This window comes from Dyadobacter sp. 22481, assembly GCF_052044875.1.
In the GTDB taxonomy this organism is placed as follows: Bacteria; Bacteroidota; Bacteroidia; order Cytophagales; family Spirosomataceae; genus Dyadobacter; species Dyadobacter endophyticus.
Genome location: NZ_JBQENV010000002.1, coordinates 324,832 through 340,934, shown reverse-complemented (window position 1 = coordinate 340,934; position 16,103 = coordinate 324,832). Strand labels below are relative to the sequence as shown.

The 16,103-nt window shown below is 49.3% G+C and carries 16 protein-coding genes; 2 read left to right on the top strand and 14 right to left on the bottom strand.

Annotation, left to right across the window (positions count from 1 at the left end):
• Positions 1-11: 11 nt before the first annotated feature.
• Complete coding sequence (locus tag ACTJJJ_RS11490) at positions 12-872, bottom strand: 3-keto-disaccharide hydrolase (RefSeq protein WP_426292723.1); 861 nt, start codon at positions 870-872, stop codon at positions 12-14.
• A gap of 217 nt (positions 873-1,089) precedes the next feature.
• On the opposite strand from ACTJJJ_RS11490, the gene ACTJJJ_RS11485 reads away from it, so the two are divergent.
• Positions 1,090-2,418, top strand: coding sequence for a cryptochrome/photolyase family protein (locus tag ACTJJJ_RS11485; protein WP_440701872.1), 1,329 nt, complete (start codon positions 1,090-1,092; stop codon positions 2,416-2,418).
• Here ACTJJJ_RS11485 and ACTJJJ_RS11480 read toward each other — a convergent pair whose 3' ends face one another.
• The 13 genes from ACTJJJ_RS11480 to hisH form a co-directional block, all read right to left on the bottom strand.
• Complete coding sequence (locus ACTJJJ_RS11480) at positions 2,419-3,699, bottom strand: M16 family metallopeptidase (protein WP_440701871.1); 1,281 nt, start codon at positions 3,697-3,699, stop codon at positions 2,419-2,421.
• A gap of 78 nt (positions 3,700-3,777) precedes the next feature.
• On the bottom strand, positions 3,778-4,935 hold the full coding sequence (gene porV / locus ACTJJJ_RS11475) for a type IX secretion system outer membrane channel protein PorV (RefSeq protein ID WP_188935069.1): 1,158 nt from the start codon (positions 4,933-4,935) through the stop codon (positions 3,778-3,780).
• Between the two features lie 102 nt (positions 4,936-5,037).
• Entirely contained in the window at positions 5,038-8,415 is a 3,378-nt protein-coding gene (gene porU / locus ACTJJJ_RS11470) for a type IX secretion system sortase PorU (protein ID WP_440701870.1), read from the bottom strand.
• Entirely contained in the window at positions 8,393-9,040 is a 648-nt protein-coding gene (locus tag ACTJJJ_RS11465) for a hypothetical protein (RefSeq protein ID WP_426292719.1), read from the bottom strand. The genes porU and ACTJJJ_RS11465 overlap by 23 nt, the downstream gene beginning before the upstream one ends.
• A gap of 34 nt (positions 9,041-9,074) precedes the next feature.
• On the bottom strand, positions 9,075-9,260 hold the full coding sequence (locus tag ACTJJJ_RS11460) for a PG1828 family lipoprotein (RefSeq protein ID WP_188935074.1): 186 nt from the start codon (positions 9,258-9,260) through the stop codon (positions 9,075-9,077).
• Between the two features lie 149 nt (positions 9,261-9,409).
• Positions 9,410-10,183: a geranylgeranylglyceryl/heptaprenylglyceryl phosphate synthase gene (locus tag ACTJJJ_RS11455; protein ID WP_440701869.1), complete on the bottom strand. Its 774-nt coding sequence runs from the start codon at positions 10,181-10,183 to the stop codon at positions 9,410-9,412.
• Positions 10,180-10,584 (bottom strand): hypothetical protein, encoded by a 405-nt coding sequence (locus tag ACTJJJ_RS11450; RefSeq protein WP_440701868.1) that lies wholly within the window; start codon positions 10,582-10,584, stop codon positions 10,180-10,182. Before ACTJJJ_RS11450 ends, ACTJJJ_RS11455 begins: the two co-directional genes overlap by 4 nt.
• Positions 10,585-10,681: 97 nt before the next feature.
• The gene (locus ACTJJJ_RS11445; protein WP_188935080.1) at positions 10,682-11,020 is read right to left on the bottom strand and encodes a phage holin family protein; all 339 of its coding nucleotides are present in this window, start codon (positions 11,018-11,020) and stop codon (positions 10,682-10,684) included.
• Positions 11,021-11,079: 59 nt separating this feature from the next.
• A complete protein-coding gene (locus tag ACTJJJ_RS11440; protein ID WP_026350516.1) occupies positions 11,080-11,415 on the bottom strand; it encodes a phage holin family protein in 336 nt (111 codons plus the stop codon).
• A 13-nt stretch (positions 11,416-11,428) separates the two neighbouring features.
• Positions 11,429-12,070: a bifunctional phosphoribosyl-AMP cyclohydrolase/phosphoribosyl-ATP diphosphatase HisIE gene (gene hisIE / locus ACTJJJ_RS11435; protein ID WP_188935084.1), complete on the bottom strand. Its 642-nt coding sequence runs from the start codon at positions 12,068-12,070 to the stop codon at positions 11,429-11,431.
• Positions 12,071-12,158: 88 nt separating this feature from the next.
• Positions 12,159-12,932, bottom strand: a complete 774-nt coding sequence (gene hisF, locus ACTJJJ_RS11430; RefSeq protein ID WP_188935086.1) for an imidazole glycerol phosphate synthase subunit HisF — start codon at positions 12,930-12,932, stop codon at positions 12,159-12,161.
• Between the two features lie 5 nt (positions 12,933-12,937).
• Entirely contained in the window at positions 12,938-13,660 is a 723-nt protein-coding gene (gene hisA / locus ACTJJJ_RS11425; protein ID WP_426292716.1) for a 1-(5-phosphoribosyl)-5-[(5-phosphoribosylamino)methylideneamino]imidazole-4-carboxamide isomerase, read from the bottom strand.
• Between the two features lie 21 nt (positions 13,661-13,681).
• Positions 13,682-14,269: an imidazole glycerol phosphate synthase subunit HisH gene (gene hisH / locus ACTJJJ_RS11420; RefSeq protein WP_188935090.1), complete on the bottom strand. Its 588-nt coding sequence runs from the start codon at positions 14,267-14,269 to the stop codon at positions 13,682-13,684.
• Positions 14,270-14,549: 280 nt separating this feature from the next.
• Here hisH and ACTJJJ_RS11415 point away from each other — a divergent pair, with 280 nt between their 5' ends.
• Positions 14,550-16,043, top strand: a complete 1,494-nt coding sequence (locus ACTJJJ_RS11415) for a M14 family zinc carboxypeptidase (protein ID WP_440701867.1) — start codon at positions 14,550-14,552, stop codon at positions 16,041-16,043.
• Positions 16,044-16,103: the final 60 nt, after the last annotated feature.

The window sequence follows — 16,103 nt, the reverse complement described above, 5'->3', positions numbered from 1 at the left end:
CAATCTGCCAATTACTTCTTCTTGCCGTAAGTACACTTGCTGTTATCCGCCTTCACATAATACGACTTGTAGTTCGTCGCTTTCGGGTCCATACAACCTTTCAAATCCAATATTTCCACTTTCCTGAACTCAACCGGATGGCTTTCGCTTTGCAGTGAGATCGAACCGTGATCAAGCAGCTTTCCGGCGATCATGAGTGAAGGATCGTGGCCACTTACGTTTCCGCCGCCCAACTGGGGTTTGTTGTATTCCAAAACCATTTCCCCATTGGCAAAATGCTGAATCAGCGAGTCGCCCAGCACAAGTACTTCCGCCCGCACCCATTGATCGCCATTGTAGGTTTTAGATTTGGAATTAATGCAATGCTGCGTAACCAGCTTGCCGTCGATTACCACGTTGGTACCCGGCGTACAAAGGTTACAAGTTGTGCGGGTCTTGTCGTTTCCGCCCAATAGCTGCACCTCTATCGACGCGGGGAAATCCTGGTTTTTACCCATTGTAGCAGCCGGCTGCCCGTGTACCATAATGCCACTGTTACGCCATGCCCAGCCCTCGCCTTTGGGCGCCTGCTCGCCCACGAACCGGTATTCTACGGCAACGCGATAATAGGAAAAATCACCTTTGTAGAAGATATGGCCGTATTTTTGGGCAAAATCATCGTACTTGTCGTAACGGACCACCATTTTACCGTCTTCTACGCGAAAAGTATTGTTGTAGTTGTCGTTCAGATCGTAGCCTCGGATCTTGATATCCCAGCCATCCAGGTTTTTTCCGTTGAAAAGCTGTTTCCATTCCTGTTTGCCGGCATCATTCTTTTGGCCGAAAACCATAAGGCACACAAGGCTGAATAGGATCGTGAGTTGTAATTTCATGAATACGGGTTAAGTTAAGATTGATCACGCTTTCGACGTATGTTTGCAGCGCCGGGCGTCGGGCGCTCCGGCAGTAAATATACGATTTGAAAAACCATACTCGTACGCAGGCACCGCATTAAAAACCCTGGCACGCCACGGGTTCCCTGATCCAAGAACCGCCTTACTTCGTAGTTGAGTTGTACTAATAATCCTTCATTCTGATCACAAAAGTTGTATGAGCCTGAAAACGAAAGACAAAATCGTGCTATTCTGGTTTCGCCGCGATCTTCGGCTGCAAGACAATGCCGGGCTCTATTATGCATTGCTTTCCGGTTACCCGGTCGTTCCGCTCTTTATTTTCGACCGGAATATTCTGGACGACATCGAAGAAAAGAAGGACCCGCGCCTGACGTTTATATATGATGCCATTTTAAAAATCCGGGAAGAGTTGCAGCAGAAAGGGGCTGATATCCTCGTTGAATACGGGTTCCCGGTAGAAATCTGGGAAAGGCTTGCCGGGGAATACGACATCGCCGAAGTTTACACCAACACCGATTACGAACCCTACGCCACCGACCGCGACAAGGAAGTTTACCGGATTTTGAAGAAAAAGGATATTGTTTTCAAAACCTGCAAAGACCAGGTCATTTTTGAAAAACAGGAAATATTAAGCGGCCAGGGTATGCCATACACCGTTTTTACGCCATACAGCCGTGCATGGAAAGAAAAGCTCAACGATTTTTACCTTAAATCTTATCCTACCAGGAAGTATTTCCGGCATTTCTACAAATGGCATGGCGCAGCATTGCCTGCATTAAAGGATATGGGATTTGAAAAGACCGACTATGAATTTCCCTCCGGCCACGTTGACAATGCTTTGCTTGAAGAATACGCAAAAGAGCGCGATTTCCCTGCCAAAGAAGCTACCAGCCGCATAGGTATTCACTTGCGTTTTGGCACAGTGAGCATACGCAAGCTCGCAAGCCAGGCACGCACACACAGCGACACGTTTCTGAACGAACTAATCTGGCGGGACTTTTACCAGCAAATCCTTTCTAATTTCCCGCATGTAGGCAAGGGCGAAGCTTTCCGGAAGGCTTATGATTTTATCAAATGGCGCTACGACAAGCGTGATTTCCAGAAATGGTGTGAGGGTAGAACGGGTTATCCACTGGTAGACGCGGGCATGCGCCAGCTCAATGCGATCGGGTTCATGCACAACCGTGTGCGGATGGTCACCGCCAGCTTCCTGTCCAAACATTTGCTGATCGACTGGCGCTGGGGCGAGGCCTATTTTGCCGAAAAGCTGCTGGATTACGATCTCGCGGCCAACAATGGCGGATGGCAATGGGCGGCGGGATCAGGAACGGATGCCGCCCCGTATTTCCGGATATTCAACCCGGCATCGCAGGCGGAGAAGTTCGACCCGAAAATGGAGTATATCAAAAAATGGGTCCCGGAATTTGGTACCGCCGATTACCCCGAACCGATGGTCGATCACAAAATGGCCCGCGAGCGCTGCCTAAAATCTTACAAGGATGCGTTAGACAAAGCCAACCAGTAGCTATTTGCCCCCTGCAACCACCGTCACCATATCTTTCGTTTTCAGGTAGCGGTTGGCCATTTCCATCACGTCCGCAGCCGTGGTGGCGTGAACACGGTCGATGTACTGGTTGAAAAAATCGGCGGGCAGGCTGTCCAGCAACAATATTTTGCGCCGGTCGGCCACTTCGAATGCGGTATTCAATGAGCCTGCAAACTCGCCGGCCATAAAGCTCTTGACGGTCTGCAATTCTTCATCTCCCACCAGTTCAGTCTGCAAGCGGGATATTTCTTTTTTGATCTCGTCGATGGTCTGTTGGGTAAATTCTTTCTTCACATCTGTACCGATCATCAGGTAACCCTCATTACGCAACGTCACGAGATGCGAGGAGATGCCGTAGGTAAGGCCTTTTTCTTCGCGGATATTTTTCATCAGCCGCGACCCGAAATAGCCGCCCAGGATCTCGTTTGTTACCAGCATTTTGAAATAGTCGGGATGATGGCGGTTAAACAGCACACGGCCCATCCTGATCGAGGACTGAACACTTTCAGGCCGGTCCACGATCGTCTCGTCGCCCTGGTAGGGTTCGGATGCATCGAAGTAGAATGGACCCGTCTCGACATCGAAGGAATTTTGCCCTAATGTCGCATTTATATGCTGCACATCAGCCTCGGTAACCTGACCGGCGAGCACCACCGTAAATTTGCCGTCGCGTATAAACCGTTCGTAATGCATCTGTACCGCCCCCATTCCCAATGCTTCGATCTCCTCCGCGTTCTGGCTTTGTCCGTAAGGATGTGCCGCACCGAACAATCGTGCCCTGAACTCGGTAGTGGCGAGATACGCGGTTTTCTCCCTGTTTACTTTCAAATTCTGGACAGTGATATTTTTCAGTTCCTGAAACTCCTTCTCAGGGAATGTGGCACTGCGGATCAGCTTCTGCACCAGCGGAAGTACCTCGGGTAGGAAGCGCGACAGGCAATACACCACAATACCGACGCGATCGGAGGTGTGGGTCAGCTCTGTGAACGCACCGAGCTGGTCGAATGCTTCGCTGATTTCCTGCGACGTCATCCCCTCAACGCCTTCCGTCAGCATTTTGACGGCAAAATACGATGCCGCCGCCTCGCTTTCATACCAGTTACCTGCTTCGAAAATACACTCCAGACGTACCACCGGCTGCTCTCCGATATTGATCACATGCAATGCGATCCCGTTATCGAGCGTGTAGGTTTGAGGGCCAGGCAAGTTTACGGTTTGAACAACTTTGAAATCAGGGGCAATGGTACGATCCAGTGACATGGGCGGCGATGAGTATAAAAAAACGAATGACGTTGCAATAACGCCATTCGTTCCGAATAATTAATTTTCTCTTAAGGCTTAGTTTTCGTTGTCGCTTACGTCCAGCTTCTCGGCTTTGTTCAATCCGAGCGATACTGTGATGCGCAATGTCTGTGCAAGCGGACTTCCTTGTGTTGTCGGGAACATATAAGCGAAGTCGGCACCCCATTTGTCTGCGAAGCGAAGACCTGCTCCCGCTGTAAAGAAACGGCGGTCGCCTTTGTTTTTGCTCTCTCCGAAATATCCCGCTCTCAAAGCGAAGATATTGTTGTACCAGTATTCCAAACCAGTCGCGATGGCCACTTCCTGGATTTCCTCTTTAAATCCATCCGGAGCGTCTGAGAATGAGCCGAACACGCCGTTCAACAAAGGTTTGGTATTGACATTCGTCTTTCCGTCCGGAGTGGGCACCATCAGTTTACTGAAATCGATGATGAAATTGAAACGGTTTCTTCCGTCCCCGGTATACGACAGTCCGGTACCCACTTTCAGGGTTGTAGGAATAAAGTTTTCTGTTTCGGTGCTGGAACCGTAATTGATTTTACCGCCCAGGTTTGAAAGCACGGCACCCAATGACCACACGAGTTCGCTGCCGGTATCTTCGTTCTTGAATTGCTTTTTATAGTAAGCGCTGATATCACCCGCGGCTACACGTGCAGGGCTGAGCGAGACGTTGTTGATTACGGCATTTCCTGCAAGGTTCGAGGAGATATATTTCAATGTCAGACCCATCGAGAAGTTCCGGCTCAGCTGACGTGAATAGGTTCCGTTGAAAGCCACTTCGCGCGAGTTAAAATAGCCGATATTGTTACCTACCGCATCCCGCAGGTCCAGTTCTCCGTTGTTGAAATAATTGACAGAAAACGCTACCGCCTGGCGGTCTCCCAATTTCTTGTAGACCGATAGATAACCGAGCCACATATCGTCAACCAGGTAACGCAGCCATGGAGTGTAGGAAATCGAAACGCCAAAATCCTTGGTATTGTAGGGAAGTTTTGCCGCGTTCCAATAAGCTGAATTCGCATCCGGGCTGAGTGCTACACCGGCTTCTCCCATCGCTGCACTTCTAGCATCAGGGGCAAATGTCAAAAAGGAGAGTGGTGATGCCGGTATTCTTCTTGTAGAATCCTGCTGAGCGAAAAGCGTACCTGATGTTAAAAAGAATAGTGAGGATAATGTAACAAAAAAAAGTCTCATAGAAATTGGATTTGCGATAGGAAGTGCCTGTATCAGCTTCTTTAAAGGGTCAAAAATACAAGAAAGATAGTTATTACTAAAAATTTGATAAGTTTTATTATCTTAAGGAGATCGGATCAATTTCCCCGCTTTCTGATCAGCGGAATTGTCTTTTAACGATCTGATGAGTAATTGGTAAACCAGCGATTGGCCAACCGGCGCCGTCCTCAGCCATTGCGTCACCTCCAACCGTTCCCTGATAATTGGCTCGCTGTTATAATACACCTTTTTATAAGTACCCAAACGCTGCCCATTAACCAGCAATATATTAAAAATTAATTCTACGTCATCATTTACCCGGCTGTGCCCAAGCTCGAATGCAATGTCTTTCTGAAATGGGTTAGGATAAATATTAAAGGTGTTGAGTTCAATTCCCTTGGCAGCGCCTACTAGAAACCCGAACGCTATTTCAGAAAAGTTAGTATACGTATCCCACACTTTTACACGGACAATATATTTTCCGGCAGGCAGATTATCGAGCGGATAATTGATGGTCCCCGATTGATAATTATTCAGATCCGCCACGTAATAGTCATTCAAAACGACGGTAAGCGTATCATTCAAAATCATTGTGATATCGTGCCCGATACCCGCACGCGAAATGCTGATCCCGCTCTCGTCGCTCATCCGCAACACCAGCACCGACGACGGCTCTACCGTGTCGCCATCCCGGAATGCGGGGGTATTCAGGTAGCCGGCCACCTTGGGGGAAATGGTGTCCTTTTGCTGTACGGCGCTTCCGCCAACAACCAGTGATAGCTGAGCCGAGGCATCTTCCGTGCTATCGGCAACCACCGCATACAAGCTTGCACGTCCGAAACCAATGCGATAATCGATGTCTTTCGGCATTTGCCAACTGCATTGCAAACGGCCGCTCTTCACCGACACATTCCCATCGAACAGCTTGCTTCGAAACTCGGAATAAGCCTCCGGATTACCCTCATTTCCTAACGTACGGAACTCGATCGGCTTGTCATAAATCACCAGTCTGGCGGTACCGTTGAAATCCGCATCGACCTTACCGGTTTCCTGATCAAAAACTTCCGCATGAAGCGTCACTTTCTGCAAGGCACGCAAGGTGTCGGGCGGCGACGTCCACCTGATTCCTTTTTTTCCGGGCGCCAGCACCATCGACGGATCGGCCAGCAGTGTAAAATTCCGGTTCAGGCTACCAGCCAGCGCATTGTTTTTGGTGTATTTAAAAAAATCTCCCAGCCGCTCACCTGGCTTTGCATTGGATAACGCTTCGTAAAATGCTTTGTTCAATGCAAAGTTGGTACTGGAATAAACCGGGCGGGTAGTGCTGATCGCCCCGACGGCCGCTCCTTTCGGGCTTAAAACCATCAGTTCAGCACCAGAAACGACACCGGGGTCGTCGTAGCGGCCAAAATCGCAGGTAGCCGTGATCAGCAAAGGCAAATTATTCATTCCACGGCTGGAAAGCATATCTGCTAACGTCAATACCTGCTCTTCGCCCCAGCCGCTCGTGCCTCCGTGCCCTGTATAATTCAGTATCAGCGTACCGTTGTCAATCGCATTTCGAATAGCCTTGTTAATGGCCGGCGCTTTCTGCCCGGCATCGGTCGTGGTTTGCGGCACCTCGTCAATGAAAGATCTTGTCGAAAACAACCGCCCCTGGATAAGATTGGCGAGCTGGTCGGCGTGGCGCTGGTGAATGTTCCCGTCACCGTCGTCGGCCACAAACCGTACCGAATTTTTCCATATCCCGATCGACGATTCATAATGTATGAGCTTGTCGACCACGATCCTTGCTTCTTCCAGCGACTTCACAGGCAACCTTCCGATACCAATATCAACCGTATGATCACCGGCAGTACTTTCGTTCCAGTCGCCCTCACCGGATTCCATAAAACCGAAATAATCGTCGGAAGAATAGGTATAAACCGGGTTGAGCGATTCACGGCTCTCATACACGGGCACCCACGCAGCGCGCTGCGCCTGCGATTGATTTTGGAGAAGGTTCCGGTAATCGTACGTTGCATCGCCAAACAATAAGAGGTATTTCAACTTGCCGGGCTCTTTCTGGTAAAGTTGTCGGGCAAAATCGCGGACCGCGGTAATGTCCGGTCGCCCGGAGGCATATTCATTATAAATCTGATCCGTTGTTACGACGAGCACATGCAGTCCGTCGCGGGTGTTTCTGTAAGCTGCGAGGCGGTTGGCCTCGGTAGCCCAGATGGCCGGCGTTACAATGAGCATATCCGGTGCTGTTGCGGCGGATATATTCTGGTTATCAACCCGTTGCCAGTTCACGGGCTGCATTGCGTCCGCCGTCTTGAAGCTGATATATTTTTGAAGAACTTTGCCACCCCTGGCAGTCCACCTGAAAGCGCCTGATGCATCTTTCTGAGCTATTGAAAGCGGTATAAGGGGATTTGTGATATTCCAGAGACTGAACCCTTCCGACGAACCCTGAAACTGATATGTAACGGTATCCGCCGGCTGCGGCAAGAAATGGTAAATCTGCTGGCCCTCATAGTTTCTCAGTTCCCGCTTTACCTGCAAACCGATATAGTCCAGGTAAGCTTCGGCCGAATTTTGTCCGTTTTTATTGTAGACAACCCCAATATGGAAGGCTCCCGACGCCGGCGCATTCTTTAATGTATACGTACTCCCGGTCTGCAATGCCTTCACGTCGTAGGTACCGGGACTGACAGTGCCAATCGGCTCCTCGCCCACTGCATTGCCATTGACCTGCCATACAAAGCGCGTCGGTACTTGCGCGGCCCCGATCGTGGAAGTTCTCAATTTGAAATCCGAAGATGGTACTATTCCCGGCATATTTACATTAATACTGAAACCCGGACCCCCTAAATATTCCCCCCACCACTCTCGACCTGATTTAAGTGTATTGGACAATTCCGTTTCGTGATACCAATAGTCGTCAAACTGATTGACTGTTTTTGAGGAGGCAACCGAAGGCTCCACACCGGGTTTGACCCTCAGGCCGGAACTTTCTGTGAAAGTGATAAAATAGAAACTCGAATCGGAATAGCAATTGAGCTGATGCCAGAGCTGCGCCTTTGCCGCGTCATACCGGATAACATGAGGGCCTTCCGCAAAGAAGTAAACGGCGTCGCTTTTGTCAAACTTTCCATCCTCTTCCCCGCTGACCCAGATCGCATTCTCGGTTAACGCATTCACATACCCCGACTTGTTGGACTGCGGCAGCATAGCCCCTCCATTGCCATAGATCCTGATGCCCGAAGGCCGCACGGAAGCAATATCGATGCCCATTTTAGAAAGCAGATCGGCATCGACGCGGTAAATGCCGGTTTCCGTCACAGCCAGTTTGAACCACTGACCTTCGGACAAAACCGATTTTTGTGCATAAGAAAAAAAGGAAACCAGCAATGCCAGACAGCTTAAAACTGAACGACAAGCCATTTTCCGGACATCAGCACGCTTCAACCAATGCATGAGCGGGGATCGTGTAAAGACGTTGAGAGGCTTTGTCCGTGCAGAGTACCCGCGTGCGCCTGAGCGTTCCGCGTGTGAATGTCCTGTTTTGAAAGACGAAGTTTGTGCCTTCATCCAGCTGAAACAAACATACTTTACCGGTGTTCAATTCCTGCTCGTCGTACTTTCTGAGCACATTAAAAAGTTTCTGGTCACCGCCGGTTGAGGCGGCGGGGTTTTGAGCATAACGAAGCAAATGGACAAGAATATCTTCGGGAAAGATACTTTCACGCATAACGGGCAGCAATAGCTCCCTGAACTCGTGCTTCCATTCGGCGCCGTGCGGCGCTACCCTTCTGCGGCCGCGGCCTTTGTATTTGTAATGGACAACACAATGAGCCACTTCGTGCAGGTATGTAATGAGGAAACTGTAAGGATTCAGATTGACATTGACCGTAATGCGGGGAACCATGCCGGGTTTTACGGTAAAATCGCCCAGGCGGGTACGACGCGGACGTGAGAGGAAGAAATCAAAGCGGTGGGTGCGATACAACTCCTGGCAATACTCAGCTGCCCCGTCCGGCACATACGAACCCAAAGACACATTTTTCATACCCGAATAAAAAAAGAAAAGCCCTATTTTCATAGGGCTTTTCAAGATTTTCGACTCGTACGTCTGATTACTTCTTAGTAGTATCAGCAGCAGCAGTGTCAACAGCAGCAGCAGTGTCAACAGCAGCTGTATCAACAGCAGGAGTTTCAACAGTTACAGCAGTAGTATCAGCTGATTCGTCAGCAGGTTTGCTAGTACAAGCAGCGAAAGCTACCATCCCGGCAACAAACGCAAATGCAAAGAATTTTTTCATTTCTTGGGTGTAATTAAGGTTCGATGCAAAGGTAATATGTTCGAATTGAATATTCCTAAATTTTGAGTTTGTATTTTTCCAAGAACTTAAAATTTCCTTAGAAAATTCTTAATTCACTTTAATTTGTCCTATTAATTCCCCCATTCCCCCTAAACACTCGCCAACTTTTGGTTATAAGCCCTCACACAGGCCGCAACTTCGGGCAACAACTCCTGGTTAGCTTCAATGCCGTTGCCTACCACGATCACATCTGCGCCGGCACTCAGAGCGGCATCCGCTTTTTCGTAGGAATCAATCCCGCCACCGACGATAATCGGCGTGTCCACAGCCGCGCGTACCGCTGCGATGGTTTCGCCGGGAACCGGGAACAATGCGCCGCTACCGGCATCGAGGAAAATATTTTTTAGGCCCAGGTATTCGCCAGCGAGGGCCGTACAGGCTGCGATGCCCGGCTTGTCGCGGGGGAGCGGTGTAGTATTACTAATGTAGGATACGGTCGTGAGCTTGCCGCTTTCGATGAGCATATAACCAGTCGGAAGCACTTCGATACCGCTTCGTTTCAACAACGGGGCGGCGATGACATGCTGGCCTATGAGCAACTCGGGATTGCGCCCGGAGATCAGCGAAAGCAATAAAATCGCATCGGCCGAGGGCTCGATATGCAGGCTGCTGCCGGGGAAAAGTATCGCGGGAATGTCGGTATGTTCATGAATGGCGGCAATCAGCTTGTCGATGGCGTAGTTGGTAATGAGGCTTCCGCCCACAAAAAAGAAGTCAACGCCATGCCCAGCCGCGTATTCTAGGAATTTCGGAAATGTGGTAAGGTTAATTTTATCCGGATCAAGGAGAACAGCAAACGATTTCCTTTTTTCTGCATTACGTTCGGAAAGGAGGTCTGCGATTTGATGTTTCGCTGCTTTCATTCGGTTTTACGTTCGTCATCAATTATATGTTTCAGCTTCTGGCGCGCCCACCCCACAGCCAATGTCCAGGCTAAACTTTGAACGGCTTGTCCGACAACAGACTGGGATTTGATTTTGGTAACTTTCTTTTCGACAGGTTCAACCGGCTCGACCAAAATTTCCTTTTTCTTTTTTCCTTTTGGCAAAAGCGCGTTCATGACGATAAAAGTCGTTGCAACGACTCCGCCGATCACCAGCGCCTGTTTACCATAATTGGTGGCTTCTTGTTTAAGCCCGCTCCATTGTGTTTCCAGCTTGTCGCGGTACAGATCGGCATCCTGCAACAAACCTTCTTTTTCCTTGTCCGTATCTGACGAAAACGGCTTCGTAATTTTTACCGAAGAATCTATTGAAGAACTCATTTCATATCTGTTTAAATAGTGCCTGAGAATTTTTCAAAAGGAATCCAAAAATAGCAATTCAGAGAAACTTATTGCCAAATAAAGCAGCCAAAAAGCATTATTCCTCCTTCACGCTTACAAAACGAACGATTATTTTCCGGATCAGTGTGATCCAGGTTTCTTTCCAGATGATGGTGACGGCTAGCTTGATAATGAAAACACCGAGCAATATCACAAAGCCCAGGTAGTCGCTGTGCAGCCATTTGTTCAGGAATGTTCCGAGCAATATGACCAGCAAAATCAGGATCGTAAGGCCAAGACAAAGCAAAATGGCTGCAAATATCCCTATCACAACGGCCCGCTCGATCTTGTCACGGGTCTCTATTTTAAACAGATCGATCCTTGTCTCGAAATATTTAAAAAGGGTGTCCTTGATTTCTTCCAGTTGACTCAACATAGCGGTAAATTTCAAATCATGTGAGATGTATAAGGCCTGAACACAGACTTTTTTTCACATTAATCCAAAAACATACCAAGGATTGCAGAGACGACTGAAACGATCAACCCAAAGAATAATGCGGAAATGAAACCGTCGACCCGGAAGCCGTCTACAAGCGAGGCAGCGAGGTAAATAATAAACACGTTGACGACGAAATAGAATAGCCCCAGCGTCAGGATCGTAATGGGTAACGCGAGGATTTGGAGGATGGGTTTGAGGAATGTGTTGAGAATACCCAACACAATGGCTACGATAATGGCCGTACCCGTACTCGCAACCACAACACCGGGCACCAAATTAGCGGCGACGATAATCGCCAAAGTACTGATTACAAGACGCAGGAGCAACTTCATACGGTTCTGGTTTTTATTGGTGACGGTTACGAAGTACGTCAATTACCTCATCTAAGTCAATGTTTTTTTGTTCGAGCAAAACGAGCAGGTGGAACAGCAAATCCGACACCTCGTTCTTGAAAAGGCCATCGTCGTTATCTTTCGATTCAATGACAACTTCGACAGCCTCCTCCCCCACTTTCTGCGCGATCTTATTGATTCCCCTCTTGAAAAGGCTGCTGGTATACGATTCGTCCGTCGGGTTCAGTTTACGCTCGCGGATCACATTTTTCTGAAGGTAATTCAGGAACGCCGCCTCGCCGGTACGTGTGTCAGCAATTTCCGGCTGGCTATTTTTTTCCCCAAAACAAGTATCTGCGCCGGTGTGACAAACTGGCCCTGCCGGAGTCGCTTTGATCAGCAATGTATCGCCGTCGCAGTCGGCGGCAATGTCATTTACAAACAAAAAATTGCCCGACGTTTCACCTTTTGTCCAAAGGCGCTGCTTGCTCCGGCTGAAAAACGTCACCGTTCCCTGCTGCCTGGTAACGTCCAGTGCTTCGGCGTTCATGTAGCCCAGCATTAGTACTTTACCGGTATTTACGTCCTGAATAACAGCCGGCACCAGGCCGTCGGCCGATTTATTGAAGTCTATGGTTGAAAACGTCTCGCTCATTTTTGATTGTTAATTAAAAAATCCCGCCTTGTCCGCAGCATCGGGGCCTGGTCAACCGGTTCAGTATATTTGTTAAAACTCCGCGCCATTACCGGGTCATCCGGATCGGCAGGTCTTTGTTTTTGAGATACTCTTTCAAATCCGGTATGTCTATTTCCCGGAAGTGGAAAATGCTGGCAGCTAATCCGGCATCGGCTTTCCCCGCCGTGAAAACATCATAAAAATGCGCCATATTGCCTGCACCGCCGGATGCGATCACCGGAATGTTCGCATTACCTGAGATGGTGGCCGTCAGCTCCAAAGCAAAGCCGTTTTTCGTGCCATCCGTATCCATCGAGGTGAGCAGGATTTCCCCTGCGCCCCGCTCTTCGACTTCCTTCGCCCAGGGTATCGAGCGGATTTCCGTCGCCTTCCTTCCTCCGTGGGTATGCACAATATGTTCGAGACCGTTGTCCGTTTCGATATAACGCGTATCGATGGCCACTACAATGCATTGGCTGCCGAATTCGAGCGATAGTTCATTGATCAGGTCCGGGTTCCGTACCGCCGCCGAGTTGATCGACACCTTGTCCGCCCCCGCATGCAGGAGCGCCGACACATCCGCGATCGAGGAAATGCCCCCGCCGACTGTAAAAGGTATATTAATAGTCTGCGCTACTCTGCGAACGAGGTCGATAAATGTCGAGCGGCCGTCGACTGTGGCCGTAATATCAAGGTAAACCAGCTCGTCGGCACCATGCGCGGCGTACATCGCACCCAGTTCCACCGCATCACCCGCGTCACGCAAATTCACAAAATTGACCCCTTTGACCGTCCGGCCATCTTTTACATCCAGACAGGGAATGATTCGTTTTGTAAGCATAGTTTTTAAACTGAAAAACGCTGTAAATCGGCGAGACTGATCCGGTTTTCATAAATGGCTTTGCCAATGATCACGCCGTAGATATTCATTTCCGCCAGCTTCTCCACATCCTCGATTCCCGCTATTCCTCCGCTGGCGATGATATTCAGGTCGGGACATTTGTCTTGCAGGTTTTTATATAAATCAAAAGAAGGTCCTTGCAACAGACCGTCCTTGGCTACATCAGTGCTAATGGTATACTTGGCACCTTTCGCCACATATTCCTCTACAAAATCATACACCCAGATGGCCGTACCTTCTTCCCAGCCGCTCACTGCGATCTTCTCATTTTTGGCATCCGCGCCGAGAATGATCTTCTCGCCGCCATAAGTTTTTAGCCAATGCTCAAACAGGTCGGGTTGTTTCACGGCTATACTTCCGCCTGTAACCTGTTTCGCCCCGCTTTCGAATGCGATTTTCAGATCATCGTCCGATTGTACGCCGCCGCCAAAATCGACTTGCAGCGAAGTTTGGGAAGCAATTTTCTCCAGCACTTTCCAGTTGACGACCTTTTTCGCCTTTGCACCGTCTAGGTCCACCAAATGCAGCCTTTTCAAGCCGGCGTCTTCGAATTGCAATGCAACTTCCAGGGGGTTTTCATTGTAAATCTTCTTCTGACCATAATCGCCCTGCGTGAGGCGAACGCATTTGCCTTCAATGAGGTCGATAGCGGGTATAATCTGGATCATGAGGTACGGGGCAGGCGGTTATCAGAGTTTGAGAAAATTTTCGAGGATTTGCTGGCCGGCGTTTCCGCTGATCTCGCAGTGGAACTGGGCAGCGTAAAAATTGTCCTTATGCAGCATCGCGCTGAACGGCAATACGTAATCGCAGCTGGCGACGGTGTATTCGCAGACCGGTGCCGCATAGCTGTGTACGAAATATACGTACGCATTATCGGGCAGACCGGCAGTAAGCGGCGATTGGTAGCCGGAGATATTGTTCCAGCCCATGTGCGGCACTTTGAGGCCTGGAGATGCCGGAAAACGCTTCACATCCACATCGAAAATCCCCATGCATTCGGTATTGTTCTCTTCCGAAAAACGGCACATGAGCTGCATACCCACGCAGGTCCCGAAAACGGGCTGCTTCAATGAAGGAATCACCTTGTCGAGGCCCACATTGCGGAGGTAGCTCATCGTGGTGCTGGCTTCGCCTACGCCGGGAAAAATCACCTTGTCGGCCGAACGGATCTCGGCTTCATCGTCGGTGTAAAGGTAGCTTGCGCCTATGCGGTCGAGCGCGTACATGACCGACTGCACATTGCCTGCATTGTATTTGATAATGACGGTTTTCATACCATTCAGTGCTTGAAATCGACAACAAAAAAGCCCGATCTAAACAATCGGGCTTCTGGGATACTATGTATTCAACCTTATTACAACACTACTTGCAAAAACACATCACCCTAGACGTCCGAAAGCCAAAAGGCTATGATGCAAATGATATGTTTCAGCTCTTAACATGCCACAAATGTAAGCAAAAAATACAATAACCGGACAACAAAGCACGTAAATATTACATTAAAATTTGCTTAGAGAAACTTCGTACCTTGCAGTTAACAAATGGCCTTGAACCATGATAAAAGCAACTATCCTGCCACTATTTTCCCTATTCATTACCTTGATTACCATTGATTCACAGGCACAAACCAAAGACCTTGCCGACCGTCTTTTCAAAATCCACGAAACTTATCGCGAGCAAGCCCTTACCCAGCGGCGTTTCAAGCAGAAAGACATTCTTCCGCTGATTTCCAGGCGGCAGGACAACGCGATGTACCAGATAGAAGCAGTGGGAAATTCGTTTGAGGGAAGGACTATTCAAATGATCAAAATCGGGAATGGCAAGAAGAAGGTGCTGCTTTGGACGCAAATGCATGGCGACGAGCCCACAGCAACCATGGCGAGCTTCGATATCTTTAATTTCCTCGAAGGTAAGAATGACGGTTTCGACGAACTCCGCAAGAAACTGCTTGACAATACGACCCTATATTTTGTGCCCATGCTCAACCCCGACGGGGCAGAACGCTACCAGCGCCGTACCGCTCAGGGTATCGACATGAACCGCGACGCAGCAGCACGCCAGACACCCGAGGCGCAAATCCTGAAAGGTCTTGTGGACCGCCTGAAACCCGATTACGGCTTCAACCTCCACGATCAGAGCCCGCGCTATTCGGCAGGCCGTAGCCCGAAAGTGGCGACGATTTCCTTCCTGGCGACTTCCTATGATTACGAACTATCGATCAACGACGTGCGCGAGCGCTCGATGCAGCTGATCGTGGGCATGAATAAGATACTTCAAAAGTACATTCCGGGCCAGGTAGCCCGCTACGCTGACGACCACGAGCCGCGGGGATTCGGGGATAATGTGCAAAAATGGGGTACAACATTGGTATTGATCGAATCGGGCGGTTATGTGGGCGATCCTGAGAAACAATACATCCGACAGCTCAATTTCATGGCCATTTTGTCGGCGCTCGATAAGGTTTCGGACAATTCGCTCACCAAAGAGAACCGCGAGGAATATTACAACATCCCCGAAAACGGCCGATGGGTGTACGACCTCGTTGTGCGCAATGCGACCGTGCGGCAATCGGGCAAGTCGTTCACCGCTGATCTGGGCATTAACCGCACGGAAGTCAACTATGCCAATGCGACCAAGTTCTTTTATTACAGTAAGATCGAAGACTTCGGCGATCTGCACCCGCAATATGGCAGCCAGGAAATCGACGCAACGGGGCTTACCGTCGAAAAGGGGAAGATCTATCCTACCACATATAAGAATGTGAGCGAGATCAGCAAGCTGAATGCATTGAGCCTGCTCAAAGAAGGTTACACCTATGTGCGTCTCGCGCCCGACGCCAACACACGGGCATTAGGCCTGTATTTCACCACCGCACCCCTGCATATCCTGCGAGCCGGGCAAGCGGCTCCCTCCGGCATACCGGGCCTGGGCTCCACCGCTACCTTCATTCTCAAAAAGGCCGGAAAAGTGAAATATGCCGTCATCAACGGTTTCGTGCATGATTTGGACGACTTCAATGCCGAAAAAGGACAAGGAATAGTCGAATAAGTAGCTGATTTTTAAGGAAAAGTGCAATTTTTAAATAATTGACGCGTAACATAGGGTTAA